This window comes from Nonomuraea sp. B10E15 (assembly GCF_039871615.1).
Taxonomy (GTDB): domain Bacteria; phylum Actinomycetota; class Actinomycetes; order Streptosporangiales; family Streptosporangiaceae; genus Nonomuraea.
The window spans coordinates 942,149-968,149 of record NZ_JBDPMB010000001.1; the positions used below are offsets into that span (position 1 = coordinate 942,149).

26 protein-coding genes are annotated in these 26,001 nt (G+C 72.4%); 15 read left to right on the forward strand and 11 right to left on the reverse strand.

The features are described 5' to 3' along the window. Positions 1 to 15: 15 nt before the first annotated feature. From ABGB14_RS04335 to ABGB14_RS04350, 4 genes are all read right to left on the reverse strand, one after another. The gene (locus ABGB14_RS04335) at positions 16 to 1,563 is read right to left on the reverse strand and encodes an ABC transporter substrate-binding protein (RefSeq protein ID WP_347642204.1); all 1,548 of its coding nucleotides are present in this window, start codon (positions 1,561 to 1,563) and stop codon (positions 16 to 18) included. Between the two features lie 12 nt (positions 1,564 to 1,575). Next, positions 1,576 to 1,914 carry a hypothetical protein gene (locus ABGB14_RS04340; protein ID WP_347642205.1) on the reverse strand — a complete coding sequence of 113 codons (339 nt, stop codon included), beginning with the start codon at positions 1,912 to 1,914 and terminating at the stop codon, positions 1,576 to 1,578. Between the two features lie 8 nt (positions 1,915 to 1,922). Further along, positions 1,923 to 2,885, reverse strand: a complete 963-nt coding sequence (locus tag ABGB14_RS04345) for a DUF6772 family protein (protein ID WP_347643122.1) — start codon at positions 2,883 to 2,885, stop codon at positions 1,923 to 1,925. A 261-nt stretch (positions 2,886 to 3,146) separates the two neighbouring features. After that, the gene (locus tag ABGB14_RS04350) at positions 3,147 to 3,617 is read right to left on the reverse strand and encodes a PPOX class F420-dependent oxidoreductase (RefSeq protein ID WP_347642206.1); all 471 of its coding nucleotides are present in this window, start codon (positions 3,615 to 3,617) and stop codon (positions 3,147 to 3,149) included. Positions 3,618 to 3,731: 114 nt separating this feature from the next. On the opposite strand from ABGB14_RS04350, the gene ABGB14_RS04355 reads away from it, so the two are divergent. Then, on the forward strand, positions 3,732 to 4,439 hold the full coding sequence (locus ABGB14_RS04355) for a ThuA domain-containing protein (protein ID WP_347642207.1): 708 nt from the start codon (positions 3,732 to 3,734) through the stop codon (positions 4,437 to 4,439). Then, complete coding sequence (locus tag ABGB14_RS04360) at positions 4,424 to 5,545, forward strand: Gfo/Idh/MocA family oxidoreductase (protein WP_347642208.1); 1,122 nt, start codon at positions 4,424 to 4,426, stop codon at positions 5,543 to 5,545. Before ABGB14_RS04355 ends, ABGB14_RS04360 begins: the two co-directional genes overlap by 16 nt. 125 nt (positions 5,546 to 5,670) lie before the next feature. On the opposite strand, the gene ABGB14_RS04365 is transcribed toward ABGB14_RS04360, so the two are convergent. Continuing rightward, positions 5,671 to 6,576: a class I SAM-dependent methyltransferase gene (locus ABGB14_RS04365; protein WP_347642209.1), complete on the reverse strand. Its 906-nt coding sequence runs from the start codon at positions 6,574 to 6,576 to the stop codon at positions 5,671 to 5,673. Positions 6,577 to 6,903: 327 nt separating this feature from the next. Between ABGB14_RS04365 and ABGB14_RS04370 the strand changes: the two genes are divergently transcribed. Next, positions 6,904 to 7,527 (forward strand): class I SAM-dependent methyltransferase, encoded by a 624-nt coding sequence (locus ABGB14_RS04370; protein WP_347642210.1) that lies wholly within the window; start codon positions 6,904 to 6,906, stop codon positions 7,525 to 7,527. Positions 7,528 to 7,719: 192 nt separating this feature from the next. Here the strand turns inward: ABGB14_RS04370 and ABGB14_RS04375 are convergent, their stop codons facing one another. The 5 genes from ABGB14_RS04375 to ABGB14_RS04395 form a co-directional block, all read right to left on the reverse strand. After that, positions 7,720 to 8,724 carry an NAD-dependent epimerase/dehydratase family protein gene (locus ABGB14_RS04375; protein WP_347642211.1) on the reverse strand — a complete coding sequence of 335 codons (1,005 nt, stop codon included), beginning with the start codon at positions 8,722 to 8,724 and terminating at the stop codon, positions 7,720 to 7,722. After that, positions 8,721 to 9,359, reverse strand: a complete 639-nt coding sequence (locus tag ABGB14_RS04380) for a TIGR04282 family arsenosugar biosynthesis glycosyltransferase (RefSeq protein ID WP_347642212.1) — start codon at positions 9,357 to 9,359, stop codon at positions 8,721 to 8,723. Before ABGB14_RS04380 ends, ABGB14_RS04375 begins: the two co-directional genes overlap by 4 nt. Further along, positions 9,356 to 10,021, reverse strand: a complete 666-nt coding sequence (locus ABGB14_RS04385; protein ID WP_347642213.1) for a glycosyltransferase family 2 protein — start codon at positions 10,019 to 10,021, stop codon at positions 9,356 to 9,358. The genes ABGB14_RS04380 and ABGB14_RS04385 overlap by 4 nt, the downstream gene beginning before the upstream one ends. Before the next feature lie 193 nt (positions 10,022 to 10,214). Beyond that, a complete protein-coding gene (locus ABGB14_RS04390; RefSeq protein ID WP_347642214.1) occupies positions 10,215 to 11,105 on the reverse strand; it encodes a sigma-70 family RNA polymerase sigma factor in 891 nt (296 codons plus the stop codon). Positions 11,106 to 11,279: 174 nt separating this feature from the next. Further along, entirely contained in the window at positions 11,280 to 11,861 is a 582-nt protein-coding gene (locus ABGB14_RS04395) for a flavodoxin family protein (protein ID WP_347642215.1), read from the reverse strand. A 129-nt stretch (positions 11,862 to 11,990) separates the two neighbouring features. On the opposite strand from ABGB14_RS04395, the gene ABGB14_RS04400 reads away from it, so the two are divergent. From ABGB14_RS04400 to ABGB14_RS04415, 4 genes are all read left to right on the forward strand, one after another. Then, entirely contained in the window at positions 11,991 to 13,217 is a 1,227-nt protein-coding gene (locus tag ABGB14_RS04400; protein ID WP_347642216.1) for a LuxR C-terminal-related transcriptional regulator, read from the forward strand. A gap of 138 nt (positions 13,218 to 13,355) precedes the next feature. Beyond that, positions 13,356 to 14,408: an ABC transporter substrate-binding protein gene (locus tag ABGB14_RS04405; protein ID WP_347642217.1), complete on the forward strand. Its 1,053-nt coding sequence runs from the start codon at positions 13,356 to 13,358 to the stop codon at positions 14,406 to 14,408. Next, positions 14,408 to 15,235, forward strand: coding sequence for an ABC transporter permease (locus ABGB14_RS04410; RefSeq protein ID WP_347642218.1), 828 nt, complete (start codon positions 14,408 to 14,410; stop codon positions 15,233 to 15,235). Before ABGB14_RS04405 ends, ABGB14_RS04410 begins: the two co-directional genes overlap by 1 nt. Then, positions 15,211 to 15,906, forward strand: a complete 696-nt coding sequence (locus tag ABGB14_RS04415; RefSeq protein WP_347642219.1) for an ABC transporter ATP-binding protein — start codon at positions 15,211 to 15,213, stop codon at positions 15,904 to 15,906. Before ABGB14_RS04410 ends, ABGB14_RS04415 begins: the two co-directional genes overlap by 25 nt. Positions 15,907 to 15,941: 35 nt before the next feature. On the opposite strand, the gene ABGB14_RS04420 is transcribed toward ABGB14_RS04415, so the two are convergent. After that, the gene (locus tag ABGB14_RS04420) at positions 15,942 to 16,559 is read right to left on the reverse strand and encodes a TetR/AcrR family transcriptional regulator (RefSeq protein ID WP_347642220.1); all 618 of its coding nucleotides are present in this window, start codon (positions 16,557 to 16,559) and stop codon (positions 15,942 to 15,944) included. 91 nt (positions 16,560 to 16,650) lie between these two features. Between ABGB14_RS04420 and ABGB14_RS04425 the strand changes: the two genes are divergently transcribed. The 8 genes from ABGB14_RS04425 (at position 16,651) to deoC (ending at position 25,989) form a co-directional block, all read left to right on the forward strand. Next, the gene (locus ABGB14_RS04425; RefSeq protein ID WP_347642221.1) at positions 16,651 to 17,856 is read left to right on the forward strand and encodes a cytochrome P450; all 1,206 of its coding nucleotides are present in this window, start codon (positions 16,651 to 16,653) and stop codon (positions 17,854 to 17,856) included. Positions 17,857 to 18,052: 196 nt separating this feature from the next. Next, complete coding sequence (locus ABGB14_RS04430; RefSeq protein WP_347642222.1) at positions 18,053 to 19,027, forward strand: substrate-binding domain-containing protein; 975 nt, start codon at positions 18,053 to 18,055, stop codon at positions 19,025 to 19,027. A 29-nt stretch (positions 19,028 to 19,056) separates the two neighbouring features. Further along, entirely contained in the window at positions 19,057 to 20,103 is a 1,047-nt protein-coding gene (locus tag ABGB14_RS04435) for a galactitol-1-phosphate 5-dehydrogenase (protein ID WP_347642223.1), read from the forward strand. 2 nt (positions 20,104 to 20,105) lie between these two features. After that, on the forward strand, positions 20,106 to 21,620 hold the full coding sequence (locus tag ABGB14_RS04440) for an FGGY-family carbohydrate kinase (protein ID WP_347642224.1): 1,515 nt from the start codon (positions 20,106 to 20,108) through the stop codon (positions 21,618 to 21,620). Further along, positions 21,617 to 22,582 carry a sugar-binding domain-containing protein gene (locus ABGB14_RS04445; RefSeq protein ID WP_347642225.1) on the forward strand — a complete coding sequence of 322 codons (966 nt, stop codon included), beginning with the start codon at positions 21,617 to 21,619 and terminating at the stop codon, positions 22,580 to 22,582. Before ABGB14_RS04440 ends, ABGB14_RS04445 begins: the two co-directional genes overlap by 4 nt. After that, positions 22,579 to 24,069 (forward strand): sugar ABC transporter ATP-binding protein, encoded by a 1,491-nt coding sequence (locus ABGB14_RS04450; protein ID WP_347642226.1) that lies wholly within the window; start codon positions 22,579 to 22,581, stop codon positions 24,067 to 24,069. The genes ABGB14_RS04445 and ABGB14_RS04450 overlap by 4 nt, the downstream gene beginning before the upstream one ends. Continuing rightward, entirely contained in the window at positions 24,066 to 25,073 is a 1,008-nt protein-coding gene (locus ABGB14_RS04455) for an ABC transporter permease (RefSeq protein ID WP_347642227.1), read from the forward strand. The genes ABGB14_RS04450 and ABGB14_RS04455 overlap by 4 nt, the downstream gene beginning before the upstream one ends. Further along, positions 25,066 to 25,989, forward strand: coding sequence for a deoxyribose-phosphate aldolase (deoC, locus tag ABGB14_RS04460; RefSeq protein ID WP_347642228.1), 924 nt, complete (start codon positions 25,066 to 25,068; stop codon positions 25,987 to 25,989). Before ABGB14_RS04455 ends, deoC begins: the two co-directional genes overlap by 8 nt. The last annotated feature ends 12 nt before the right edge of the window (positions 25,990 to 26,001 follow it).

Genomic DNA, 26,001 nt, shown 5'->3' on the forward strand with positions numbered 1-26,001 from the left:
CTGGTCTCGCACGGGTCACCCGGTGGCCGACACCGTGCGGAACTCGGGCTGGCTGTTGGCCGCGGGGACGAATCCCGCGACGGTGGAGCGCAGCCCGTACGTGGCGGCCAGCGCCGCGGGGAAGACGCCGACCGCGTCACGCCAGATGATCTCGCATGCCCGGCCGTACAGCGACTTGCGCTCGTCCTGGTCGGAGGTGGCCTTGGCCTTGGCGAGGATGCCGTCGAGCTCCTTGTTCGCGTAGCCCATGCGGTTGGCCTCGCTGGTGTAGAGCCGGCCGAGGGTGTAGTCGGCGTCTCCGGTGGTCACCGTGTTGACCTGGAGCTCGATGTCCCAGTCGAGCGCCGTGAGCCGCTTGAGCCAGGCCGCCTTCTCGATCTGCTGCGGCTCGACGACCACGCCGACCTTGGCCCAGGCCGAGATGATCGACTGGGCCAGCTCGGTGGCGAGGGGCCCGGTGTCCTTGAACCACATCATCGAGGTGCGGATCCCGGAGCCGTGACCGGCCTCGGCCAGCTCGCGCCTGGCCAGGTCGGGGTCGTATTCGTAGGGCTTCTGGGGGGCGTGACCGAAGACGGCGGACGGGATCGGGGCGTCCATGACGGCGGCGGCGTCGCCGTACAGGTTGGAGACGATGGTCTTGACGTCGAGCGCGTGGAGCAGCGCGCGGCGCACGCGCGGGTCGGAGAAGGGTTTCCTGCCGCAGTTGAACCAGGTGAGGAAGTAGTTGACGCCCGGCTTGCTCTCGATCTTCACGCCGTCGACGCCGCGCAGCCGTCCGAGCTCGTCGGGCGGGATGATCCAGGTGACGTCCACCTCGCCGTTCTGCAGCGACGTCATGCGCGTGGAGGACTCGGGGATGTACGGCAGGCGCAGGCCGGCCAGCTTGGGCGCCCCGCCCCAGTAGCCGGGCGCGGGCTTGAGCAGCAGCTGCGACGAGGGGGTGAACGACTCGACGGCGAAGGGGCCGCTGCCGATCGCGTTGCGCGACAGGTCGCCCTTGCCGATCTGGGCGGCCGGCAGGATGAAGGCGAGGGCCAGGTTCACCAGCAGGGTGCCGGCGGGCTCCTTCGTGGTGATCGTGATGGTGCGCGGGTCGGGGGCCTTGATCGTGTCCACCGTGGACCACAGCGGTTTCTGCGGGCCGTCGGAGGCGGCCAGGCGCTCCAGCGACGCCTTGACGTCGGCCGAGGTCAGCTTGCCGCCGTCGTGGAAGACGACGCCGTCGCGGAGGGTGAACTCCCACGTCGTCTCGTCGGGCTGGCGCCACGACGTGGCCAGGCTCGGCGCCGCCTTCTCGCCGTCCCAGGCGACGAGCGTGTCGTAGATCTGCCGGTTGGCGAGCAGCGACGCCTCGTCCACGGCGCTCGGGCCGTGCGGGTCCAGGTCGTTGATCGCCTGGTAGAACGCGGCGCTGAGCGGCCGGTTCCCTCCTGCGGCGGGTCCCGTCCCCTTGCCGCCGGGGGCGCACCCGGTGACGAGGGCGGGGAGGGAGGCGCCGGCGGCCCCGGCTCCCAGGAGGGCCAGGAACCGCCGCCTGCCCACTCCCTCCGTTGCCGTCATGTCGAGCTCCTCTCAGCTCTTGAGTGCCAGGTAGATCAGGACCTTGGCCTTCGGGTCGCCGCCGGTCAGCGTGGCGCGCAGGCGCAACCAGTGGCCGAACTCGCGCACCCGCATGGACACCAGCCCGGGTTCCGTGGCGATCTGCTCGGTGCTCCCGTCGTCGTCGCACCAGTGCAGCCCGTCGGGGGAGATCTGGGCGGTCAGCCGCAGGGCGGGCGCGTCGCCCTCCAGAGCCAGGGTCCGGACGAACCAGCGCGCCTCCGCGGCCCAGCCCGCTTCGTACGGCTCGGTCGCGAAATCTGCGGTGAAAGTGGTGTTGCGTTCAAGAACGGCGGTAAGAGCGTGCCTCATGCCGGTGCTCACCAATCCACGGAAATCAGTGCGGAATCAAGGAAAAGGAAGTTGCGTACCGGAGAATGGGTGCGCACGCTGACGTAGAAATTGAGCAGGTTCTCCAGGCCGTCGTACTTGTCGGGATAGGCCGGCACCGGGACCTGGCGCATGTCCATGATCCGGTCATTGACCTGCAATTCGATGTTCGTCCGCGTCCTGGTGTCGAACTGCCAGCGCAGATAGTGCCAGTTGACCTTGGTCGGCACCTCGTTGTAGCAGAGGAACTGCGGCTCCTCGTCGAGCGGGCGCCAGTCCTCGGGGTTCGGCGCGGTGAAGTCCTCGGTGGGCGAGAGGTTCTCCTGGTTGTGCAGGTTCTCCCTGGGCGTCGGCTCGGGCACCACGGGGTACATCCAGCGCCTGGTGAAGTTGTGGTCCAGGTCGGTGTTCTGGTAGCGGGCGACGCAGTGATAGCGGATGCCCTCGCCGTCGCACAGGTCCGTGGCCACGGTGAATGCCCCGAACTGGGCCTCGGACGGGTGCAGGTTGCCGTCCCACTCGATGTCGCCGAAGCTGTTGCCGAGCGAGGACTCGGCGGTGGCCGCCTCGCTCTTGTAGGTGAAGTACGTCTCGAACTGCACCACCCCGCGCCTGGCCATGGTGAGCCGGCGGATCGCCACCGCGGTGTGGCCGGTCACCGGCCGGGTGGCGACCTTGAGCGCGTAATTCCCGCTCATCGCGGCGTGCGTGCCGATGTCGAAGAAATCGCACGCGCTGAGCTGCGGCGGGCGGAAGTCGCGCATGTGCACGTCGACCGTGTCGAGATTTCCGTGGCCGTCGTGGTTTCCGATGAGTTCGCACCAGCCGTGCGTTCCTGTATTGAACTCGTCGAAGGCGAGTATGCGGGGGAGCGGGTTGAACTTGGAGAGTTTGGGGTCTGCTGCGATCAGCGCGCGCCGGAGGTCGTCGGCCGGAACACGGGTGGTGTCCACGCTCAAGGGGGCGTCCTTCTCGTCGACAATTCCCTGGGGAGGATGAACGTTCACGTGAACGTTAATTCCAGGTTTCGAGGACGCTAACTCGCCCAATTGCGGATGTCAAGGGACCTACGCGGACATTCCGACGAGAGGTCGTGGCTTCGCGCGCCGTGCCCAGCCGCTCAGCGCCGTGCTCAGCGCCGTGCTCAGCGCCGTGTTCAGGGGATCGGGCGGCGGCGGCCGGTGCCGCCGCCCGATCGTCGAGACGTCCGGGTCTCAGTCCCCGGACACCAGACGCGCGGGGAACCCGCCGGTCGCGATGGGCCCCCAGCGCTCGATGTGCAGGCGGATCAGCGACTTGTCCTGGCGCCGCATGGCCGCCCGGTACTCGTCCCAGTCGGGGTGCTCGCCGGCGATGCACCGGTAGTACTCGACCAGCGCCTCCAGGGCCTCCGGCATGTCGAGCACCTCGGCGCGGCCGTCCACCTGGACGTACGGGCCGTTCCAGTCGTCGGACAGCACGCAGATCGACGCCCGCTCGTCACGGCGGGCGTTGCGCGCCTTGGCACGGTCGGGATAGGTGGAGACCACGATCGTGCCGCCCGCGTCGACGCCGCAGGAGACCGGCGAGAGCTGCGGCCGCCCGTCGGCGCGGGTGGTGGACAGCAGGCCGTGATGCCTGGGGCGGAGGAAGTCGAGCAGCTCGGGCAGCTCGACGCGGCGTGCGGTAGCGATGTTCGGAGCCATCTCCTGTGCCTTTCGCTCAGCTGAGGTCACGATCCTTTCACCGGCCCGGCCTCCTGGAACGCGGGGCGGGATGCGACCATCGGAGTCGTTGACCACAGAACGATGGGTGATGGCATGACAGGTGAGAACGGCAGGAAGGCCCTTGTGGTGCGGGGAGGCTGGGAGGGGCACGCCCCCGTCGAGGCCACGGAACTCTTCGTGCCCTTCCTGGAGAAGCAGGGATTCGAGGTGGTCAAGGCGGACTCTCCCGCACCGTACGCGGACCCCGCGTTCATGTCCGGCGTCGACCTCGTCGTGCAGTGCTACACCATGGGCACGATCGAGCGTGCCGAGCTGCAGGGGCTGGAGGCCGCGATCCGCGCCGGCACCGGGATGGCGGGCTGGCACGGCGGCATCGCCGACTCCTTCCGTAACTCATCCGACTACCTGCACCTCGTCGGCGGGCAGTTCGCCTGCCACCCGGGCAAGGGCCCGGACGCCGACGACGTGGGCAGGCAGGAGCACTACTTCGTCCCGTACACCGTGAACATGTCGCCCGAGGCGGCCGGCCACCCCATCACCGAGGGCATCGCCGACTTCGACCTCGTCACCGAGCAGTACTGGGTGCTGACGGACGACTACGTCGACGTGCTGGCCACGACCACGCAGCGGGTGCGCCCGTGGGACCCGTGGCACCGCGAGGTGACCTCGCCCGCCATCTGGACCCGCCGGTGGGGGAAGGGCCGGATCTTCGTCGCGACCCCGGGGCACAGCGTCGACGTGCTCCAGCACGACAGCGTACGCACCGTCATCGAAAGGGGCATGGTGTGGGCGAGCCGGTGAACGTGGGCGTCGTCGGGTGCGGCGCGATCTCCGCCCAGTATTTCCGCACCATCGAACGGCTGCCGCAGGTGCGGCTGGTCGCGGTGGCCGACCTCGACCTCGACAGGGCGCGGGAGGCGGTACGGCCCTACCCCGGCACCGACGTGCTGAGCGTGGCCGGGCTGATGGCCGACCCGCGCGTCGACGTCGTGCTCAACCTGACCGTCCCGGCGGCCCATGCCGAGGTCGCGTTGCAGGCCATCGCCGCCGGCAAGGACGTCTACTGCGAGAAGCCCCTGGCCGCGAACGTGGCCGACGCGGCGCGGGTGCTGCAGGCGGCCGGCGAGGCCGGGGTGCGCGTCGGCTGCGCGCCCGACACGGTGTTAGGGACGGGCACGCAGACCGCGCGCAAGGCGATCGACGACGGCCTGATCGGGCGGCCCGTCGCGGCCACCGCGACGATGATGACGCCGGGTCACGAGCGCTGGCACCCCAACCCCGACTTCTACTACGCCCCCGGCGGCGGCCCGCTGCTCGACATGGGCCCCTACTACATCACCTGCCTGGTGACGCTGCTCGGGCCGGTCGCGACCGTCGTCGGCGCCGCCGGGCGCACCCGGGCCAAACGCACGATCGGCTCGGGCCCCCGGCAGGGCGAGGAGATCCCGGTCAGCGTCGACACCCACGTCACCGGGGTGCTCGTGCACGCGTCAGGTGCGCTGTCCACGCTCGTGATGAGCTTCGACGGGGTCGCGACCAGGTCACCCAACATCGAGGTGCACGGGGAGAAGGGCTCGCTCGTCGTACCCGACCCGAACCACTTCGACGGCGCCGTCCTGGCGTCGGTGCTGGGGGAGGAGGGCTGGCGGGAGCTGCCGGCGGCGGCCGGCTACGTCGAGGCCGGGCGCGGCGTGGGACTGGCGGACCTCGAGTCGGCCGGACTCCACGCGGCCGGCGGCGCGGAGCCGCGCGCGGGCGGATCGCTGGCCTTCCACGTGCTCGACGTCATGGAGTCGCTGCTGGACGCGGCGCGCTCCGGCACGGCGGTGACCATCGCGAGCACCTGCGAACGCCCTCCGCCCGTGGCCCTGCGCTCCCTCGCCGGCGGGCTCGACGGCCTGCCGTAGGCGTGCGACGGTTCGGCCCTCCGTCCCGTCGTGGACGGGACGGAGGGTCTCGGACGGAGGACCGCCCGGCCACCGGCCGCCGGGCCTCCCCGCCTACGCGCGCGAGCAGGCGGTGAGGAACGTGTTCACGATCGAAGAGCCGGGCGCTGGAGGTGCCAGACGACGACGGCGGGGACGCCGTCGATGGCTGCCCGCGCCGCCTCGGGCGCGTGGTCGACCAGGACCCACGGCCACAGGTCCCAGGGACCCAGGGACCCCGGCTCGTTCGGCGGATCCTGCGGTTCGGGAACCTCGGCGCCGGGCTCCCGAGGCTCCTCGCAACGGCGCACCTCAAGCCCCGCCCCCAGCGCGGCGCGTACGTAGTCGCCGATCCGGTGGTGGTAGGTGGCCACGCGGGCGGGCCGGTCGTCCGGCAGCCGCAACGACGGGATGATGCCGCGGGCCACGCCCTCCGGGTGGATGTCGGAGAGCACCACGTGCCCGCCCGGGCGCAGCACCCTGGCGAACTCGACCAGCACCGGATCCAGCGAGGGGACATGGGTGAGCGCCAGGGAACAGACGATCAGGTCGACGGAGGCGTCATCGACCGGCAACCGGTCGAGCGGGCCGAGCCGGAAGTCGCCCTCCGGCACCCGCTCGCGAGCGCGGGCGAGCATGTCGGGGGAGCTGTCGACGCCGATGACCCGGTGGCCGCGACCGGCCAGGGCCGCGGCGACCCTGCCCGTGCCGCACGCGGCGTCCAGGGCGAGGCCCGCCGGCAGCGTGCCGACGATCTCCTCGATGATCGGCTCGTCGTAGGAGAAGGCCGAGTTGGGATCGTCGTACGTGCGGGACCAGATCCGGTAACCCTCGACGGTGTCGACGCGGACGACGTCGACGGCGGCATCGGCCAGTGCCGGATCGTCCAGCAGGCGCCGGATCTCGGCGATGCGCGCCTCGACGAACGCGCGGTCGTGCTCGCCGGTGAAGGAGCGCATCAGAGCCATGCCTTCGAGGCCGAGCACGTAGGCCAGGGGGTTCTCGTACGTCACGGCGACACGCTAGCGACGGGGCGAACGCGCGTGCCAACGCTTTTCCCGCGCACGCGAATGCGCAGGGTGAACGAGGAATAACAGACAGTATATCCGGTAAGGACACCAGCATCCGACATCGGATTCGGGGGGATGAGTGCCGGATACGCCGCCCGGTCGCGCGCCTGACGCGTCCGCGGCACCACGTCACGAGGCCGCGCGACCGAGAACGCGCACCGGCCCACCCGGCCCGCGTCCGGGTCCGTCCGGCCCGCGTCCGGACGCGCGCGGCATCGTGCCGGACGCTCGGGGGAGACGGATCCGATCCCCCGCGGGAGCCGGGGCGCCATGATCGGCGCGTTCTACGAGCACAACCTGCGAGGACGGTACGTCGAGGTCGAGTACGCCGACGGCCGGGTCCGCCCGCTCGCCGCCGAACGCTGGCTGCGGCCCATCGACGGCGACGACGACGTGCTGGACCGGTGCGGCGGCCCCACCCTGGACGTCGGTTCCGGAGCCGGCCGGCTGACCGCGGCGCTCGCCCGCAGGGGCGTCTTCGCCCTCGGCATCGACATCACCCCCCTGGCGGTCGAGCTGACCCGGCGCGCGGGCGGCCTGGCCCTGCTCGGGTGCGTCTTCCAACCCGTTCCCTGCGCCGGGCTGTGGGCCGAGGCACTGCTGGCCGACGGCAACATCGGGATCGGCGGCGATCCCGTGGCGCTGCTGCGGCGCCTGCGGCAGCTGGTCAGGCCGGGCGGGTCCGTGCTCGCCGAGGTGCGCGCGCCGGGTTCGGGGAGCACGGTGGACCGCGTACGGCTGCGCCAGGGTGGCCGCACCGGCGACTGGTTCCGGTGGGCGACCGTCTGCGCCGACGACATCGGCCCGCTCGCCGCAGGCTGCGGCTTCCCCACCGTCGACCTGTGGACCGTCGCCGGCCGCTGGTTCGCCACCTGCACCGGCCCGACACCGTAGCCGGTCTTCCCGGGCAGGGCGAGGCGCCGCGGTGACGCCGGTGGCCCGGCTCCAGCGAGTGGCTGCGGAAGCCGTGACGCTCTCGCTCCGGCGAGTGGTGCGGTGGCGGTGGTGGCCCGGCTCGGGCGGAGTGGTGTGGTGGCGGTGGTGCTCCGGCTCGGGCGGAGTGGTGTGGTGGGGGGTTGGTCCGGCTCAGGCGAGTGGTGCGGTGGCGAACTCCTTCATGCCCTCCGCGAAACGGATCCGCGCCCGGAAGCCGAGCTCCGCGGCGGCCCGGTGCGGCGCGGCCACGATGTGGCGCACGTCGCCCAGCCGGTACTCCCCGGTGGTGACCGGCTCGGGGCCGCCGCGCTGGGCCGCCAGTTCCCCGGCCAGCTCCCCGACGGTGTGCGGCTCCCCGCTCGCGATGTTGTACGCCGCCAGGCACCCCGCCCGGCCACCGGCGAGGGCGGCCACGTTGGCGCCGGCGACGTCGCGGACGTGGACGAAGTCGCGTGTCTGCCCGCCGTCCTCGAACACCCGGGGCGCACGACCGGCCTCCAGCGCCGACCGGAAGATCGCCGCGACCCCCGAGTAGGGGGTGTCCCTGGGCATCCTGGGGCCGTACACGTTGTGGTAGCGGAGGGCGACCGCGGTGCCGCCGGTCTCGCGCGCCCAGTTCGCGGCGAGGTGTTCCTGCGCGAGCTTCGTGGTGGCGTAGGCGTTGCGCGGATCCATCGGCGCGTCCTCGTCGATGGGGGAGCAGCGCACCTGGTCGCCGCAGCGGGGGCAGCACGGCTCGAACGACCCCCGCGCCAGGTCCTCGGCCGAGCGCGGGCCGGGCCGCACCCGGCCGTGCCGCGCGCAGTCGTAGGCGCCCTCGCCGTAGACCACCATGGAGGAGGCCAGCACCAGGCGCCTGACGTCGCGGGCGGCCATCGCGGCCAGCAGCACGGCCGTGCCGTACACGTTGGTCGAGGCGTAGCCGGGCAGGTCGGCCACGTCCACGCCGAGGCCGACCCTGGCCGCCTGGTGCACGACCGCGCCGGCGCCCGCCAGCACCCGGTCGAGCAGTACGGGGTCGCGTACGTCCCCGCCGGAGCGCAGGTCGAGCGGCACGACCTCGTGACCTGACGCCTCCAGCGCCGCCACCACGTGACTGCCGATGAACCCGGCGGCGCCCGTCACCACCACCGTCCGGTCACGGGCGCCGGTCACAACCGCGTCCCGGTCCCGGCGAGCGCGGCGGCGTAACGGGAGTGGGGGGCCAGCGCCGCCACCTCGACCGCGTCCGCCATGGTGTCCACGTCGGTCAGGCACGGCAACGACGCGACGCTCATCCCCGCCTCCTCCATCCGCCGCAGCTGCACCTCTCCGGTGTCCGGCTCCGACATGGGCACGCCGAGCAGCAGCGCGGGGTCGGGGTCGCGCAGCCCGAGCAGCCAGAAGCCGCCGTCGTTCGCGGGGCCGAACACCGCGTCGCGGCCGTCGAGCAGGGCCACGGCCTCGGCCAGCAGGTCCGGGGTGATCTGCGGGGTGTCCATGCCGATCAGCACGACGGGGACGGGCAGCAGCCGGTACGCGTCCTCGAAGGCCGCCGCCAGCCGCTCGTCCAGGCCGCCGCCGCGCTGCGGGAGCACGGTGAATCCTGAGGGCAGCCACGTTCCGGGCGCGCCGTCGAGGGCCAGCACCCGGCGTACGGCGGGCGCCCGGGCGACCGCGCGCAGCGTGTCCTCCAGCGCGGCCCCGGCCACGGCGGCCGCCTCCTCGGAGGTGAGCGGCGGGACGAGCCGGGTCTTGACCTTCCCCGGCACGGGCTCCTTGGCGATCACGACGATCTGCGTCCGGTTCACGCGGTTCCGTCCTGGCGGGTCATGACCCGCCGCATGTCGCCGACGGCCCGCAGGGTGCCGCGTACGGTGCCGGTCACCTTCGACCGGCCGTTGCGGGGCAGGTAGTCGACGTCGACCTCGACGATGCGCCAGCGCGCCGCCCCTGCGCGCAGGACCATCTCCAGCGGGTAGCCGAAGCGCCGGTCGACGATCCCCAGCCGGAGCAGCGCGACGCGCCGGCAGGCGCGCATCGGCCCCAGATCGCGCAGCCGGGCACCGGTACGGCGGCGCAACCGCCTGGCCAGCACGGCGTTGCCCAGCCTGGCGTGCGCCGGCCACGACGCGCCGGGCCGGCGGACCCGGCGACCCAGGACGAGGTCGGCCTCGCCGGCCATGACGGGCCCGCTCACCCGGGGCAGCTGCTCGGGATCCAGCGACGCGTCGGCGTCCATGAAGCACACGACGTCCGAGGTGGCGGCGGCGAGCCCGGCGTGGCAGGCGGCGCCGAACCCGGTCCGCGGCTCGCTCACCACCGTCGCGCCGAGCTCGGCGGCGATCTTCGCTGATCCGTCCGCCGAGCCGTTGTCGACCACGATCGGGTGGAAGCCGTGCGGCATCCGCCCGAGCACCCACGGCAGGGCCGCCGCCTCGTTGAGGCAGGGCAGCACCACGTCGATCTTCATGCCACCGACGCTACGGCGATGTCCCGGTTCGCACCCTTGCGCCGGGTGCCGTCTTTCCGAGAAATGACCAGCCCAGAGCCATCAGGAGAACCGGACGCGGCAGCCGGCCCACCGGCTCCGGCCCTCTGAGGCCCGTCCGCGTAGCGCACCGTCCGGGCCGGTGGGGGCACCGCGTGGTTCCGGACTCCACCCGTCAGCCCCGCGGCAGGGCCAGGTCGAGCCGTGCGACACGTTCGGGGTCGGAGAGGATGTCGATCGCGGCGATCCTGCCGTCGGCGATGGTGAAGCCGAGAACCGATCGCGGCCGGCCGTCCTCGCTGCTGATCAGCCCGGCCGCCCCGTTCACCAGCACGCGCTGCACGGTGTGGGTGGTCGTGAACCGCTGGAAGTTCGGGGCGTGCCCGGCCACCGCGGCGGCGCCGCTGATCGTCCACGAACCACCCTCGGCGAAGGCGCCCGCGTCGATGCGCAGGACCACGTCGGGATCCAGGACGGCGAGCAGCGCGGCGAAGTCACCGCCGCGAGCGGCCGCCAGGAAGGCGTCGACGACCCGGCGCTGGCGTACGGGGTCGCGGTCGGCCGACGGGATCGTCCCCCGTACCCGCTGTCTGGCCCGGCTGGCCAGCTTCTTGGCCGTGTCGGGGGAGCGGTCCACGATCGTGGCGATCTGCTCGAACGGCACCGCGAACATGTCGTGCAGCACGAAAGCCAGCCGTTCAGCCGGGCGCAGCGAGTCCAGCACCACCTGCAGCGCCAGGCCGACGGCGTCGGCGATCAGCGCCTCCTGCTCGGGGTCGCCTCCGTCCTCGGGGCTGACGACCGGATCGGGCAGCCGGTGCTCCAGAGGCGCCTCGCGGCGCGCGGCGCGTGCGCGCAGCATGTCCAGGCAGACCCGGCCGACCACCGTGGTGAGCCAGCCGCCCAGGTTGCCGATCGCGCCGGAGTCCGTACGGCTGAGCCGCAGCCACGCCTCCTGCACCGCGTCGTCGGCCTCGGTGAGAGAGCCGAGCATCCGGTACGCCACCGCCTTCAGGTGGGTGCGGTGTTCTGCGAATCGTCCGGCCAGGAACTCGTCAGCGTCCACGGTCACATCATCCTTCGATCAGGGTCGTTCCCTTCCTTGACGGAACGGGCCCGGCGAAGGTGACGGATTCGGCGAATCCTCATGTGTGCCCGTACGGCAGGAACGCGTGAGCGGGAGGGGAAGACCATGATCGCCCGCATCTCGACACGTGACCCGCGGCGCGCCGTCCCCCTCTCAGGCCGCCTTCGCGGCGGCGAGGAGGGCGGCGTACCCGGCGACCCTGGCGCCGAGGTGCTGGGCGGTGCGCAGGTCGGAGTCGTGCATCAGGTCGGGCCCTTCGTCGATGTTGGACTGGGCGGCCGCGCCGAGCCAGACACCGAGCCGGTTGAGGTCGTGCTCGGAGGCGGTGCCGGCGTTCCATCCGGACTTCAGGCCGAGGCCGACCCAGAGCATGCCGTGCTGCGCGGCCAGCAGGGCGAGGTATTCGAGCGTGTGCAGCTTGTCGCCGCTCATCGATCCGGAGTTGGTGAACCCGGCCGCCAGCTTGCCCTCCCACGCCTGGTCCTGCCAGCGGCTGACCGAGTCGCGGGCGAAGGTGTGGAAGTCGGGGCTGGCCGAGCCCATGTAGGTGGGCGTGCCGAAGACGATCGCGTCGGCCGCGTCGAGAATCGACCACTGCGCCTCCGTGATGCCGTTCACCGGCACCGTCTCGGCCTTGACGCCGGCCACCGCCGTCGCCCCGGTGCGCACCGCTTCGGCCAGCCGCGCCGTGTGCCCGTACCCGCTGTGGTAGGCCACCGCCACAAGAGTCATCATGTTCTCCTCAATGTCCTCATGCCGACAGCCTGGCGCGGCGGCCGTCCCGGGCGAACCGGCCGTTCGGGTGGTCCGCGCCCACCCGAACGGGTGGCCGTTGCCGCGGACGGCCGGGCTAATCTGAACGCCATGGCCGATGCGTCGTGGTCGGGCGCCATGTCCGCGGTGCTGGACGTGCTGCGGGCGCCGTTCGACGAGATCCTGCCGCGGTTGTCACGCGTGCTGGCGACCGTGCTGCCGCATGACGGGCTGGCCCTGCTCGCCGGCGACTGCGTGCTCATGTCTCCGCTGCTGACCCACGGCCTCGACGAGGTGACCGCCGATGAGATGGAGCCGCTGCTCGGCCGGGTCGACGTGCGCACGCCGTGGCTCGGGCGGCTCCGGTTGGGCGGTGAGCCGCGCCAGGTGCTGGCGGTCGCGGTCAGGCCGCCCGAGTCACGAAGTGGCATGGCCGCCATCGTCCTCGGCGACGACGCCGAGCCCTCGCCCGCCGTGCGCGGCCTCGTCCAGCAGCTCGTGGAGGTCGCCGTCCTGCACCTCGCCGACCTGGTCACCGGCGCCGAACGCGTCGGCGCGCTCACGGCGGTCCCCGACACCGATCTGGCCGACGCGCACGCCGCCACGCTCACCGCGCTGCTCGGGGTGCTGCGCTCGCGCAGGCTCGACGACGCCGCGGCCCGCCGTACCGCCATCGAGCTGGCCGTACCCGCGCTGATCGAGACGCGCAACGGCGGCGAGCGGGAGGCCGGAGAGGAGCGCGCGGGCGAGGCGTTCGGCATCCTCACCGACAAGCTGTCGCTGCTCACCCGGTACGACGCCATCGCCCTCGACCTGGTGGCGCCCGAGCCGCCGGGCCGTCCCCTGCCGGGGGTGGTGGCGCGCGCCGCCAGATCCGTGGCGCTCGGCGCGGTGCTGGCCATGCTCCAGCAGGGCGGGGTGAGCCGGATCAGGGTGTCCTGGCAGGTGGCGGATCTCGTGCTGCGGGTGACGGTGCGCGACGACGGGCCGGGCACGATCGCCGCCGACGCGCTGCCGGTCCACCGGCTCCGCGACCGCCTGGCCGGGCTGGGCGGGGTGCTGGAGGCCGACCCGGTTCCCGGCTGGGGCACGACGATCGTCGCGTCCGTCCCGATCGCCGCCGGGCCGCCCGCGGCCCCGCTGGACGCGCTGAACCCCAGGGAGCACGACGTCCTCGACGAGTTGGCGCTGGGCCGTCGCAACCGCGCGATCGCCGAGCGGCTGGGCATCAGCGAGAACACCGTCAAGTTCCACGTGGCCAACATCCTCGGCAAGCTCGGCGTCACCACCCGGGGAGAGGCCGCCGCCCTGGCCCGAGGGCTCCGGCGCACCGGCTGACCTGCGACCCCACGGGCTCACGACCTCCTCCGTCCCGTAATTACCAATAAAATTGGTAGGAAATATTGATTTAAGGGTGGGGCGTGCCTATCGTGAGGAGGACTTGATCTCCTGTCGCACGTCGAAGGGCCATGCCGGATGCCTGTTCCCTCCCTGTCGCGCCCCGCGCTCGCCATGCTCCTGCTCGCCGCTCTGACCGCGTGTGCCCAGGCCGGCGCGGGAGAGCGGCCGGCGGCGGCGCTCCCGGCGGACGCGCCGCTGCCGAGCTCCGTTCCCAAGGGCACCAAGCTGATCATCGGTGACCCCTCGACCAAGGTCGCGCTCCAGCTCTCGGGTGAGATCGACGCGTTCTCGTTCGCCATCGAATGGGCCAACATCAGCGGCGGCCCGCAGACCAGCGAGGCGTTCCGGGCGGAGGCGCTCGACGTCGGCGCGGTCGCGGACATCCCGCCCGTCCACGCGACCTGGACCGGGCTGTCCGTGAAGATCGTCGCCGCGAAGTTCCGCAAGGACCCGCTGAACCACCCGATCTACGAGCTCGGCATCGCGCCGGGGGCGAACGTGAAGACCCTGGCCGACCTGCGCGGCAAGAAGATCGCCTTCAGCCCCGGCCAGGCGCAGGGCGCCCTGATGCTCAGGGTCCTGAAGCGGGCTGGGCTGACCAAGGACGACGTCACCCTGGTCGAGCTGCCGAGCACCGGCGACGTCTACCCGAACGCGCTGGCCTCCCGGCAGGTGGACGTGGCCCCGATCGGCGGCGTCAACATCAAGCGGTACCTCACGAAGTTCGGCAAGGACGGCGCCACCACCGTCCGCCACGGCCTGCGCGACGACCCGGCCCACCTGTACGTGCGCCGGCAGGTGCTGGAGGACCCGGCGAAGGCCGCCGCGCTGCGCGAGTACGTCGCCGCCTGGGCGCGCGCCACCCGCTGGACCTACGAGCACCCCAGGGAATGGATCGACGGCTACTACGTCAAGGACCAGGGCCTGTCCGCCGCCGACGGCCGATATCTGGTCGACCAGGCGGGCGAGCCCGAGATCCCGGCAGACTGGTCGCAGGTCGTCGCCCGGCACCAGGAGACCATCGACCTCCTGGCCGAGGAGACCGGCAACCCGCCGCTGAAGGCCCAGGACCTGTACGACTCGCGCTTCCAGACGGTCGGCGCCGACGCGGTCAAGGACGGTGCCTGATGACGCTCGTCACCTCCCGCCCGGCGAGCGCCGCACCGCGCCCGCGTGCCCGCCGCCGCCTGCGTCCCGGCCGGCGGATCAGGCTCGGGTTCCTGCTCGGCCCGTTCCTGCTGCTCGCGCTCTGGGCCGCCGCCTCGGCCACGGGCCGGCTCGACCCCCGCTTCCTGTCCGCTCCGTGGACCGTGGTCGCCACCGCGTACGACCTGGTCGGTACCGGCCGGCTGCAGGACCACCTGCTCGCCTCGGTCCAGCGGGTCGTGCTGGGGCTGGCGATCGGCATCCCGCTCGGCACGCTGCTCGCGCTGGTGTCCGGGCTGAGCCGCTGGGGTGAAGCCCTGATCGACGGCCCCGTCCAGCTCAAGCGGGCCATCCCGTCGCTCGCGGTGATGCCGCTGCTGATCCTCTGGCTGGGCATCGGCGAGGTGATGAAGGTGACGGTCATCGCCGTCGGCGTGCTCGTGCCGATCTACATCCACACCCACAACGGCCTGCGCGCCATCGACAGCCGCTACGTCGAGCTGGCCGAGACGGTCGGCCTCGGGCGTGGCGCGTTCGTGCGGAAGGTGGTGCTGCCGGGCGCGCTGCCCGGGTTCCTGCTCGGGCTGCGGTTCGCCGTCATGACGGCCTGGCTCTACCTGGTCGTGGCCGAGCTGATCAACGCCACCAGCGGCATCGGCTACATGATGGACCTGGCGCGCACGTACGGGCAGACCGACGTCATCCTCGTCGGGCTCGTCCTGTACGGCCTGCTGGGCCTCTTCTCCGACGCCGGGGTCAAGCTCGTCGAGAGGAGGGCGCTGTCGTGGCGACGGACGTTGGCGAGCTGATCCGCGTCGAGGGCCTGACCCGCCACTACGGCTCGCGGGCCATCCTGGACGGGCTGGACCTGGAGATCGCGCCAGGAGAGTTCGTGGCGCTGCTCGGGCAGAGCGGGTCGGGGAAGAGCACGTTGTTGCGGGCGCTGGCCGGGCTGGACTTCGACGTGGCGGGCGACGGGCTGATCGAGGTGCCGGCGCAGGTGTCGGTCGTCTTCCAGGACGCCAGGCTGCTGCCCTGGCAGCGGGTGCTGGACAACGTCGTGCTCGGCCTCGACGGCGCGGTGGAGCGCGGCCGGGAGAGCCTGGCCGAGGTGGGCCTGGCCGGGCGGGAACGCGCCTGGCCCAACGAGCTGTCGGGCGGCGAGCAGCAGCGGGTGGCGCTGGCCCGGTCGCTGGTGCGCGAGCCCAGGCTGCTGCTCGCCGACGAGCCCTTCGGCGCGCTCGACGCCCTGACCAGGCTCAGGATGCACGGGCTGCTGCGCCGCCTGGTCGAGCAGCACCGGCCCGCCGTGCTCCTCGTGACCCACGACGTGGACGAGGCGATCGCGCTGGCCGATCGCGTTCTCGTGCTCGACAGGGGCCGGATCGCGGCGGAGCAGCGGCTCGGCGCCGGCGCGGGCGCCGGCCAGATCCGCGCCGAGCTGCTGCGGGCCCTCGGCGTGACCGCGGAACGCGGGTGAGGCGGCCCGCGCGCTCCTGACGGACGGGCACGGCGTCAGGCCGGCGGGCCGGAGGGCCCCGGCCTGGCCAGCAGCGGCATGACGGCCTGGTCGATGTACTCGTCGATCTGCTCGTCGTCGGGTGACGTGCCGTGGTGCATGAAGTGCTGCAGCAGCAGGCCGCTTCCGACCAGCACCGGGATGGCGGAGGCCGACCCGGCGGTGATCTCCCCGCGGGCGGCGGCCTGGCGCAGCAGCTCCAGCATGGCCCGCTGGCGGGGGCGGACGAGCCTCTCCATGACGGCCTCGGCGACCGCAGGGTGCCGCCGCCGCTCCGCCACCAGGGTCATCAGGACGTCGCCGGCCTGCCCGGCGAGGGAGCGGGCCATCATGCGGGACGCGGCACGGAAGTCCTCGCGGATCCTGCCGGTGCTCTCATGCCCTTCCGTCGAGGGCAGGACGTGCTCCAGCGCGTCGATGGCGAGGTCTTCCTTGCTGGGCCAGTAGCGGTAGACCGAGGTCTTGGCCGCGCCGGCTCTCAGGGCCACCCCTTCGATGGAGACATCGCCGTAGCCGTGCTCCACCAGCTCGTCGAGCATCGCCTGCCGGATGGCCTGGCGCATGGCCTCGCGGCCGCGACGCTTGGCGCGGGGCGGGCTTTCCTCGTCGCTCACCCTGCCCATTATAGCAACGCTTGCGTATCTATACGCCGAGTCGTAGCGTCTTATAGATACGACACCGTTTCTACAGAGGGAAGAGAGCGACATGGACGATGCGTATTCCCGCTACGCGACGCTTCGCGAGGCCGGTCCCGTGCACCGTGTCGCCACGCCGCTGGGCGGCGAGGCGTACATGATCACCCGATACGAGGAGGCCCGCGCGGCGCTGCACGACCAGCGGCTGTCCAAACACCCCAAGAACGCCCCTGGCTTCCTGCGCGACTCGGGGCTCGTCACCGAGGCGGCGGGACCCGTCGGCGTCAACATGTTGTCGAGCGACCCGCCCGACCACACCCGCCTGCGCCGGGTCGTCGGCAGGGCGTTCACGCCGAGACGCGTGGAGGCGCTGCGCCCGCGCATCCAGCAGATCACCGACGACCTGCTCGACGCGCTGCCCACGGGGGAGGAGATCGACCTCATCGACCGGTTCGCCTTCCAGCTCCCGATCACCGTGATCTGCGAGATGCTCGGCGTCCCCGTCGAGGACCGCGACAGGTTCCGTGCCTGGACCCGCGCCATGACCCTCGTCGTCTCGACGCCTGACGAGAGGCGGCGGCGTGAGGAAGGCATGGCGGCGCTGGAGGTCTACCTGTCCGGCCTGATCGAGCGGTGCAGGAGCGGCGTCGACCGCGAGGTGCCGCACGAGGACCAGCCCGACCTGCTCAGCGCTCTGATCGTGGCCGCGGACGAACGGGGCGAGCTCGACGAGGACGAACTGCGCGGCACGCTCATGCTGCTGCTCATCGCCGGGCACGAGACCACGGTCAACCTCATCGGCAACGGCACGCTCGCCCTGCTCCGCAACCGGGACCAGCTCGACGCGCTCATCGCCGACCCCGGGCTGCTGCCTTCGGCCGTGGAGGAGTTGCTGCGCTATGACAGCCCGGTCGAGAACGCCACGTTCCGCTTCACCCTGGAGGACGTCGAGCTCGGCGGCTTCACGATCCCCGCGGGAAACCTGGTGCTGGTCTCCTTGGCCGGGGCCGACCGCGATCCCCTGCGCTTCGACCGCCCGGGCGAGCTCGACCTGGCCAGGGGGGACAACCCGCATCTGGCGTTCGGGCACGGCATGCACTTCTGTCTCGGGGCGCCGCTGGCCAGGCTGGAAGGCATGGTGGCCTTCGCGTCCCTGTTCGGGCGCTTCCCCGGGATCCGGCTGGCGTGCCCGGCGGAGCAGCTCCGGTTGCGTTACCAGAGCCCTCTGGTGATCGTCCGCGGGCTGGAGGCGCTGCCCGTGGTGCTCGAACGCTGACCGGCCCACCGCCCCTCCCCCCAGAGGGGGCGGTGGCCGCAGGGACCTCTGTGCAGGCAGTTTGTGCTGTGGCGGGTAGCGCGTGCTCATATGAGCAAATTTCGGCTCATGTGTTGCTGCCAGGTGAACGGGCGACTTAGCGTGCGTTACCACGTCACATACGGAGGTCCCTATGCGTGGATTCCGGCTGTTCAAAATGCCTGTCCTCCTTCTTTCCGCCATCGCCCTGGCCGCGTGCTCGGTGTCGACCACCCCCGGCGGGTCCACCGCCGACGCCGGCCAGGAGGCCGGCGACGGCCCGCTCGTCATCGGCTTCAGCCAGGCGACCCAGCAGTCCCCGTTCTACGTGCAGCTGCGCGAAGGAGCCGAAGCCGCCGCCGAGAAGGCCGGCGCCACGCTCTACTTCGCGGACGCGGGCGGGGACGTCACCAAGCAGAACAACGACGTCCAGGACCTCATCACCCGGCAGGTCGACGTCCTGCTCATCAACCCGGTCGACCCGCAGGGCGTGCAGCCCGGCCTCGCCGCCGCCAAGGCCGCCGGAGTGTCGGTGGTGACCGTGGACCGGCCGGTCGCCGAGGGCGCGGTCGCCCACGTCGGGCGCGACAACAAGGCGATGGGCGAGCTCGTCGGCAAGCGCCTCAGCGAGCAGCTCGGCGCCAAGGGCGGCACCGTCATCGAGATCAAGGGAGACGCGGGCGGCGCCGTGGCACGCGACCGCAGCGCCGGATTCCACGAGGCCGTCAAGGCCAACCCGAAGATCAAGATCGTGGAGGGGCCGTACGCGGACTACGTCCGGGCCAAGGCCGTCACGGCCATGCAGGACCTGCTCCAGGTCAACCCCGGCGTGGCCGCCGTCTACGCGCACAACGACGACATGGCGCTCGGCGCGCTGAAGGTGCTCAACGAGAGCGGCAAGAGCAAGGTCCTCGTCGCCGGCGTGGACGGGCTCATGGAGGCGGTCAAGGAGATCGCCGGCGGCGGGCAGTACGTCGCCACGGCGCTCAACGACCCCATCTCGCTCGGCTCGAAGGCCGTGGAGACGGTGCTCAAGGTCGGCAAGGGCGAGAAGGTCGAGCCCTCCATCGACGCGGGTACCGAGCTGATCGACCCGGACAACGCGGCCCAGTACACCGGGTCCGGAGAGTTCGCCCAGGCGCGCGAGCAGTGACGACCGGCGAATACCAGGAAGGCGGAGACATGACCATGCAGGCCGCAGTGCTCCACGCGCCCGGGGACATCCGGGTGGAGCAGGTGCCCGTACCCGAGCCCGGCCCCGGCGAGGCGCTCGTCCGCGTCGCCGCCTGCGGGGTGTGCGGATCGGACATCCCGCGCATGTTGTCCGCGGGGGCGTACCACTTCCCGATCATCTGCGGCCACGAGTTCTCGGGTCACGTGGTCCGGATGGGCGAACGCCTGGCCGCCACGGGGCGCGTGCGCGAGGGCGACCTGGTCACCGTGCCCCCGCTCATCCCGTGCCACGCCTGCGCGCCGTGCAGCCAGGGGCACTTCAGCCTGTGCCAGAACTACGGCTACTTCGGCAGCCGCAGGGACGGCGCGTACGCCCAGTACGTCACCGTCCCCGACGAGAACCTCATGGTGTTGCCCGCCGACCTCGACCCGAGGGCGGCGGCCATGCTGGACCCGGCGGCGATCGCCCTGCACGCCCTGTGGCGGACGAAGATGCGCGGCGGCCACCGGGTCGCGGTCGTCGGCGCCGGCCCCATCGGGCTGTTCGCCGTGCAGTGGGCGCGCATCGCCGGCGCCGCCGAGGTGCTCGTGATCGAGCTGAACGAGCAGAAGGCCGCCATGGCGACGGAGGCGGGCGCCACGCACACCGCCACCAGCTCCGAGGCCGCCGCCGACCTGGTCGGCGAGGGGTACGACGTGGTCGTCGAGTCCGCGGGCGTGCCGGCCACCGTCGACCAGGCGGTGGCGCTGACGGCCCGGCACGGCGAGGCGGTGTTCATCGGCATCCCGCACGAGCCCGTGGTGCTGCCCAAGGCCACGTTCAGCTCCTTCCTGCGCCGCGAGGTCACGCTGCACGGCGCGTGGAACTCCTTCTCGGCGCCGTTCCCCGGCGAGGAGTGGCGGGAGGCGGCCAGGTTGCTCGCCTCCGGCGAGCTGGCCTGGAAGTTCATGATCACGCATGAGCTGGGGCTGGAGGCGCTGCCCGAGACCATGGCCGGACTCGGGGAACGTTCCATCTTCAGCTCCAAGGTGCTCTTCCTGCCGAACGAGGAGTGACGATGAGCGCTTTCCTCGCCCTCGACCTCGGCACGGAGGGCGCTCGCGCGGCGGTCTACACCGTGGAGGGCACGCAGGCCGGGACGGGTGACGACGCCTACCCGACCAGCTTCCCCCGGCCCGGCTGGGCCGAGCAGGACCCGGAGCACTGGTGGCGGGCGAGCGTCCGCGCCGCCCGCGCGGCGCTCGCCGAGGCGGGGAACCCGGAGATCGCCGGGGTCGCGGTGGCCACCACGGCCTCCACGGTGGCCGTCCTCGACCGGAACGGGCGCCCCCTGCGGCCCGCCCTGCTCTGGATGGACGGCCGGGCCGGCGAGGAGTCGGCGCTGACCGCGCGCAGCGGCCACCCGGTGCTCCGCTACTCGGGCGGCTCGGACGCGGTGGAATGGCTGGTGCCCAAGGCCATGTGGCTGGCCCGCCACGAGCCCGAGACCTACCGCCGGGCCGCGCGCATCACCGAGGCGGTCGACTACATGGTGTGGCGGCTCACCGGGCGGTGGGCGGGATCGCGGATGAACGCGGTCTGCAAGAGCAACTACGACCCGCGCGGCGCCGGGTTCCCGCACGACCTGTACGAGCAGCTCGGCGTCGGCGACCTGGCCGGCAAGCTGCCGGACGAGATCGTCCCCGTCGGCGACCCGATCGGGCCCGTCGGCGCCGAGGCCCGCGAGGAGCTGGGGATCACCGGCCCGGCCGTCGTCGCGTCCGGCGGGATCGACGCGCACCTGTCGCTGCTGGCCGTCGGCGGTGCGCCCGAGGGCCGGGTGTCGATCGTCTGCGGCACGTCCAACGCGTTCGTCACGGAGATCGCCGAACCGGTCTTCCCGCCCACCGTGTGGGGGCCGTACCCGGACGCGCTGCGCACCGGGCGCTGGCTCGTCGAGGGCGGCCAGGTGAGCGCGGGCTCGGTGCTGGCCTGGGCGGGGGAGCGGCTCATGGGACGGCCGCGAGCCGAGATCGGCGGGCTCATCGAGGCCGCGTCGGCGCTGCCGCCGGTCGATCACGGCCTGATCGTCCTCGACTACTTCATGGGCAACCGCACGCCCCTGCGCGATCCGCTGCTGCGCGGGGCGGTGCTCGGGCTGACCCTGGCCAGCTCGCCCGAGCAGGTCTACCGGGCCGCCGTGGAGGGCGTCGCGTACGGCACCAGGCAGGTCATCGACTCGTTCACCGAGGGCGGGATCGGCGTGGAGGAGATCTTCCTGTCCGGCGGAATCCGGCACAACGAGCTGTGGCTCCAGACGACCGCCGACGTGCTCGGCCGGCCGGTCAGCCTGGTCGCGGGCGACAACCTGACGTTGCGCGCCTGCTCGGTGATCGCCTCGGTCGGCGCCGGGCGGCACGCCTCGCTCGCCGAGGCGGCGGCCGAGTACGCGCCGCGCACCCGCACCATCGAGCCGATCCCCGAGCACCGGGACGCCTACCGGCAGGGCTATGCCGACTACCGGGCGGCCACCGAGGCCACCACGCCGCTCGCGCACCGCATGAACGCGCCGGAACGGAGGCAGGACCCATGACCGTCCCTGCCGACTACGACGACCAGCTCTACGAGGTCGCCATCCGCTACTACGAAGGCGGGGAGACCCAGGAACAGATCGCCCACGCCCTGCACCTGACCCGCTGGAAGGTGGGCAGGATGCTGGCCGAGGCGCGCCAGGCCGGGATCGTCCGGATCGAGGTGCTGCACCCGAGGTCCCGGGTGCGTGCCCTGGAACAGTCGCTCAAGGAGCGCTGCGGGCTGCGGGACGCGGTCGTGGTGGCCGGCGGCGGCAACAGCGGCGCGGAGGACCTGCGCGACCGGGTCGCCGCGGCCGGCGCCGACCATCTCATGGCGATGCGGCCCACACCCCGGCTGATCGGCGTGTCGTGGGGGCGCACGCTCGACCGGCTGGCCGGCGGGCTCAAACCCGGATGGGCCACCGGCGTCAACGTCGTGCAGATCAACGGCGCGCTCAGCCGGTCGCGGCAGCCGACCAGCGCGCACAGCATGGCGAGCCTGATCGCCCATCACGGCGGCGGCACCGCCACGCTGCTGCCCGCCCCGGCCATCCTGGAGCAGCAGAGCACCCGGGCCGTGCTGGAGAGCGACCGGGCCGTCTCCGACGTGCTCGCCCTCGCCACCCGGGCCGACCTGTTCCTGTTCAGCCCTGGCGGCATGGGCAGCGACTCCGTGCTGGTCGACTCCGGCCAGATCGACGCCGGCCACCTGTCCAGGCTCGCGGAGGCCGGCGCGGTGGGCGACGTGCTGGGCCGCTTCATCGACCGCGACGGCCGCATCGTGGACCCCGGCCTGGACGGGCGCACCCTCGGCCTGTCACTGGACGTCCTGCGCGCGTCCACCGCCTCCGTCGCGCTCGTCAGCGGCGAGGCCAAGCACGCGGTGTGCCGGGCCGTCGTGGCGAGCCGCCTCTGCGACGTGCTGATCACCGACGACCAGAGCGCGACGTACCTGCTGGACACGTGGAAGGAGGGCGCATGACGGACGAGCGGCTGCGGATGTCGGGGATCGTCAAACGGTTCCCCGGCACGGTCGCCCTGGACGGCGTGGAGCTGACCGTACGGGCCGGCGAGGTGCACTGCCTGCTGGGCGAGAACGGCGCGGGCAAGAGCACGCTGATGAAGATCCTGTCCGGCTCCTACCGTCCGGACGAGGGGACGATCCTGCTGGACGGCGAGCCGTTCAGCCCTTCGACCCCGCACGCCGGGCTGGCCGCCGGCGTCGCCGTCATCTACCAGGAGCTCGACCTGCTGCCCGACCTCACCGTGGCGCAGAACCTGCTGCTGGGCCGCTCGCCCCGGCTCGGCCCGTTCGTCCGCAGGGCGCGGCGGGCGAGGCTGGCCCGCCAGGCGCTCGACCGGGTCGGCGCGCGCTTCCCCGTGACCACCCGCGTCAGGGACCTGCCCATCGCGGCCCAGCAGCTCACCGCCATCGCCAAGGCGCTGACCGCCGACGCGCGGGTGATCGTCATGGACGAGCCGTCCGCCACGCTCGGCGAGAGCGAGCTGGCGGCGGTGTTCGGCGTCATCCGGTCGCTCACGGAGGAAGGACGCTCGGTCATCTTCATCTCGCACCGGCTCGACGAGGTCAAGGAGATCGGCGACCGCGCCACCGTGCTGCGCGACGGCCGGACAGCGGGCGTCTACGACCTGGCCTCGACCACGCAGGACGAGATCGTGGCCGCGATGATCGGCGAGGCCAAGGAGCTCGTGCGCCCCGCCGGTCATCCCGCCCCCGAGGGCGAGCCGCTGCTGGTCGTCGACCGGGTCCACGTGCCGGGGCTGCTCGACGTGCGCGACATCGAGGTGCGCCCCGGCGAGGTCGTCGGGCTGGCCGGACTGGGCGGCGCGGGCCGTACCACGCTGCTGCGGGCGCTCTTCGGCGACCTGAAGGCGCACGTCACCGCCCGGCTGGACGGCCGGCCGCTCAGGGCGGGCAACCCGGCCGCCGCGGTGCGGGCCGGCCTCGCGCTGGTGCCCGAGAGCCGCAAGGAACAGGGCCTGATGCTGGGCCTCTCGGTGGGCCGCAACGCGGCGATCGCGGCCCTCGGCCGGCCACCGTGGCTGCTGCCCGGGCGGCTCGGGCGGCGCCTGGCCGCACCCGCGCTGGCCGGGCTCGGCGTCAAGACCGCGGGGCAGGGCCAGGTCGTCGGCCAGCTGTCCGGCGGCAACCAGCAGAAGGTCGTGCTGGCCAAGTGGATCACCAGGGGCGGCATCAGGGTCCTGCTGCTGGACGAGCCCACCCGCGGGCTCGACGTCGGCGCCAAGGCCGACCTCTACCGCCAGGTACGCGACCTCGCCGGCCAGGGCGTGGCGGTCCTGCTCGCCAGCAGCGAGCTCAACGAGCTGACCGCCAACGCCGACCGCATCCAGGTCCTGTACGAGGGCCGCAACATCGCCCGTTTCGACCCGAGGGTCAGCCCGGAGAGCGCCATAGCGCACGCCGTCATCACAGGAGCGACACCATGACCACCTCGATCGGATCCTCGGTGGCCGCGTCCGCCGAGCAGGCCGGCGGCGCCCGGTCGCGGCGCGGCGCCGACCTGATCGTCAAGTCCAACCTGCTGCTGGTCTTCCTCGCGTTGTGCGTGGTCGCGACGCTGCTGGCCCCGCAGTTCCTCACCGGCCGCAACATCGCCAACCTGCTGCAGCAGTCGTCGCTCACCGGGATCGTCGCCATCGGCATGACCATGGTGGTGCTGACCGCGGGCATCGACCTGTCGGTCGGCAGCGTGGCCGCCTTCGGCGGGATGACGGTCGCCATCCTCATGACCTCGGGCGTGCCCGTGCTCCCGGCGATCCTGCTCAGCGTGCTGGCCGGCGCCGTGTTCGGCGCGATCATGGGCGGGCTGTCGGCGTACCTGGCGTTGCCGGCCTTCATGACCACGCTGGCCGGGCTCACCGCGATCCGCGGGCTCACGTACCTGCTGACCGACGGCAAGCCCGCGGAGGCGGCGGGGGCGGAGTCGTTCCAGCTGCTCGGCGGCGGGTTCGTCGGCTACGTCCCGATCGTCGGGATCATCTTCGTGGCGATCACGATCCTCGCCGCCGTGGTGCTGCGCGGCACCACCTTCGGCGAGTACGTCTACGCCGTCGGCAGCAACAAGGAGGCCGCGCGGCTGTCGGGGCTGCCGGTGCGCGGCGTGATCACCACCGTGTTCGCGGTGTCCGGCGCGCTGGCGGCGCTCGCGGGCGTGCTGCTCACCTCGCGGCTGACCGTCGGCCAGCCCACCGCGTTCAACGGGCTGGAGCTGGACGCCATCGCGGCCGTCGTCCTCGGCGGCACCAACCTGTTCGGCGGCAGGGGCGGGGTGTTCGGCACCTTCGTGGCGGTGCTGCTGCTGTCGGTGCTGCGCAACCTGTGCAACCTGCTCGGCCTGGGCTCCTTCTTCCAGATGGTGGTGACCGGCCTGATCCTGCTGGTCGCCCTCGTACTCAACATGCTGATCGAAAGGCGTGGCGCCCGTGCCTGACACCCTTCCACCCGGCTCGTTGCGGGCCTGCCTGCACGGGCTGCCCGGCGTCGACGAGGTGGGCGTGCGCCGCCGCGCCGCCGACCTGGCCACCCGGTCGATCAAGACCACGGCCAAGCGCCAGGCGATCGACCTGGCCATCCGCATGGTCGACCTGACCACGCTCGAAGGGGCTGACACCCCCGGCAAGGTCCGCGCCCTGGCGGCCAAGGCCATGCGGCCCGACCCGGCCGACCACACCGCGCCCCCGGTCGCCGCGGTCTGCGTCTATCCCGACATGATCCCGGTGGCCGCACCCGTCCTGGCGGGCAGCGGCGTGGGGCTCGCCTCGGTCGCCACCGGCTTCCCCGCCGGGCGCACGTCGCTGGAGGTGAAGCTGGCCGACACGCGTACGGCGGTCGCCGCCGGAGCCACCGAGATCGACATGGTCATCGACAGGGGCGCGTTCCTCGCCGGCGACTACCGCAAGGTCTTCGACGAGATCGTGGCGGTCAAGGAGTGTTGCGGCCCAGCGCACCTGAAGGTCATCCTCGAGACCGGCGAGCTCGTCACCTACGACAACGTACGCCGGGCGTCCTGGCTCGCGCTGCACGCCGGGGCCGACTTCATCAAGACCTCCACCGGCAAGGTCGCGCCCGCCGCCACCCTGCCGGTCACCCTGGTCATGCTGGAGGCGGTCAGGGACTACCGGGCCGCCGCGGGACGGCAGGCCGGGGTGAAGCCGGCCGGCGGCATCCGCACCACCAAGGACGCGATCCGCTACCTGGTTCTGGTCAAGGAGGTGGCCGGGGAGAGCTGGCTGGACCCTGCGCTGTTCCGGCTCGGCGCCTCGACGCTGCTGAACGACCTGCTCATGCAGCGCGCCAAGCTCGACACCGGGCACTACGCAGGGCCCGACTACTACACGATCGACTGAGGGGACCCGTGG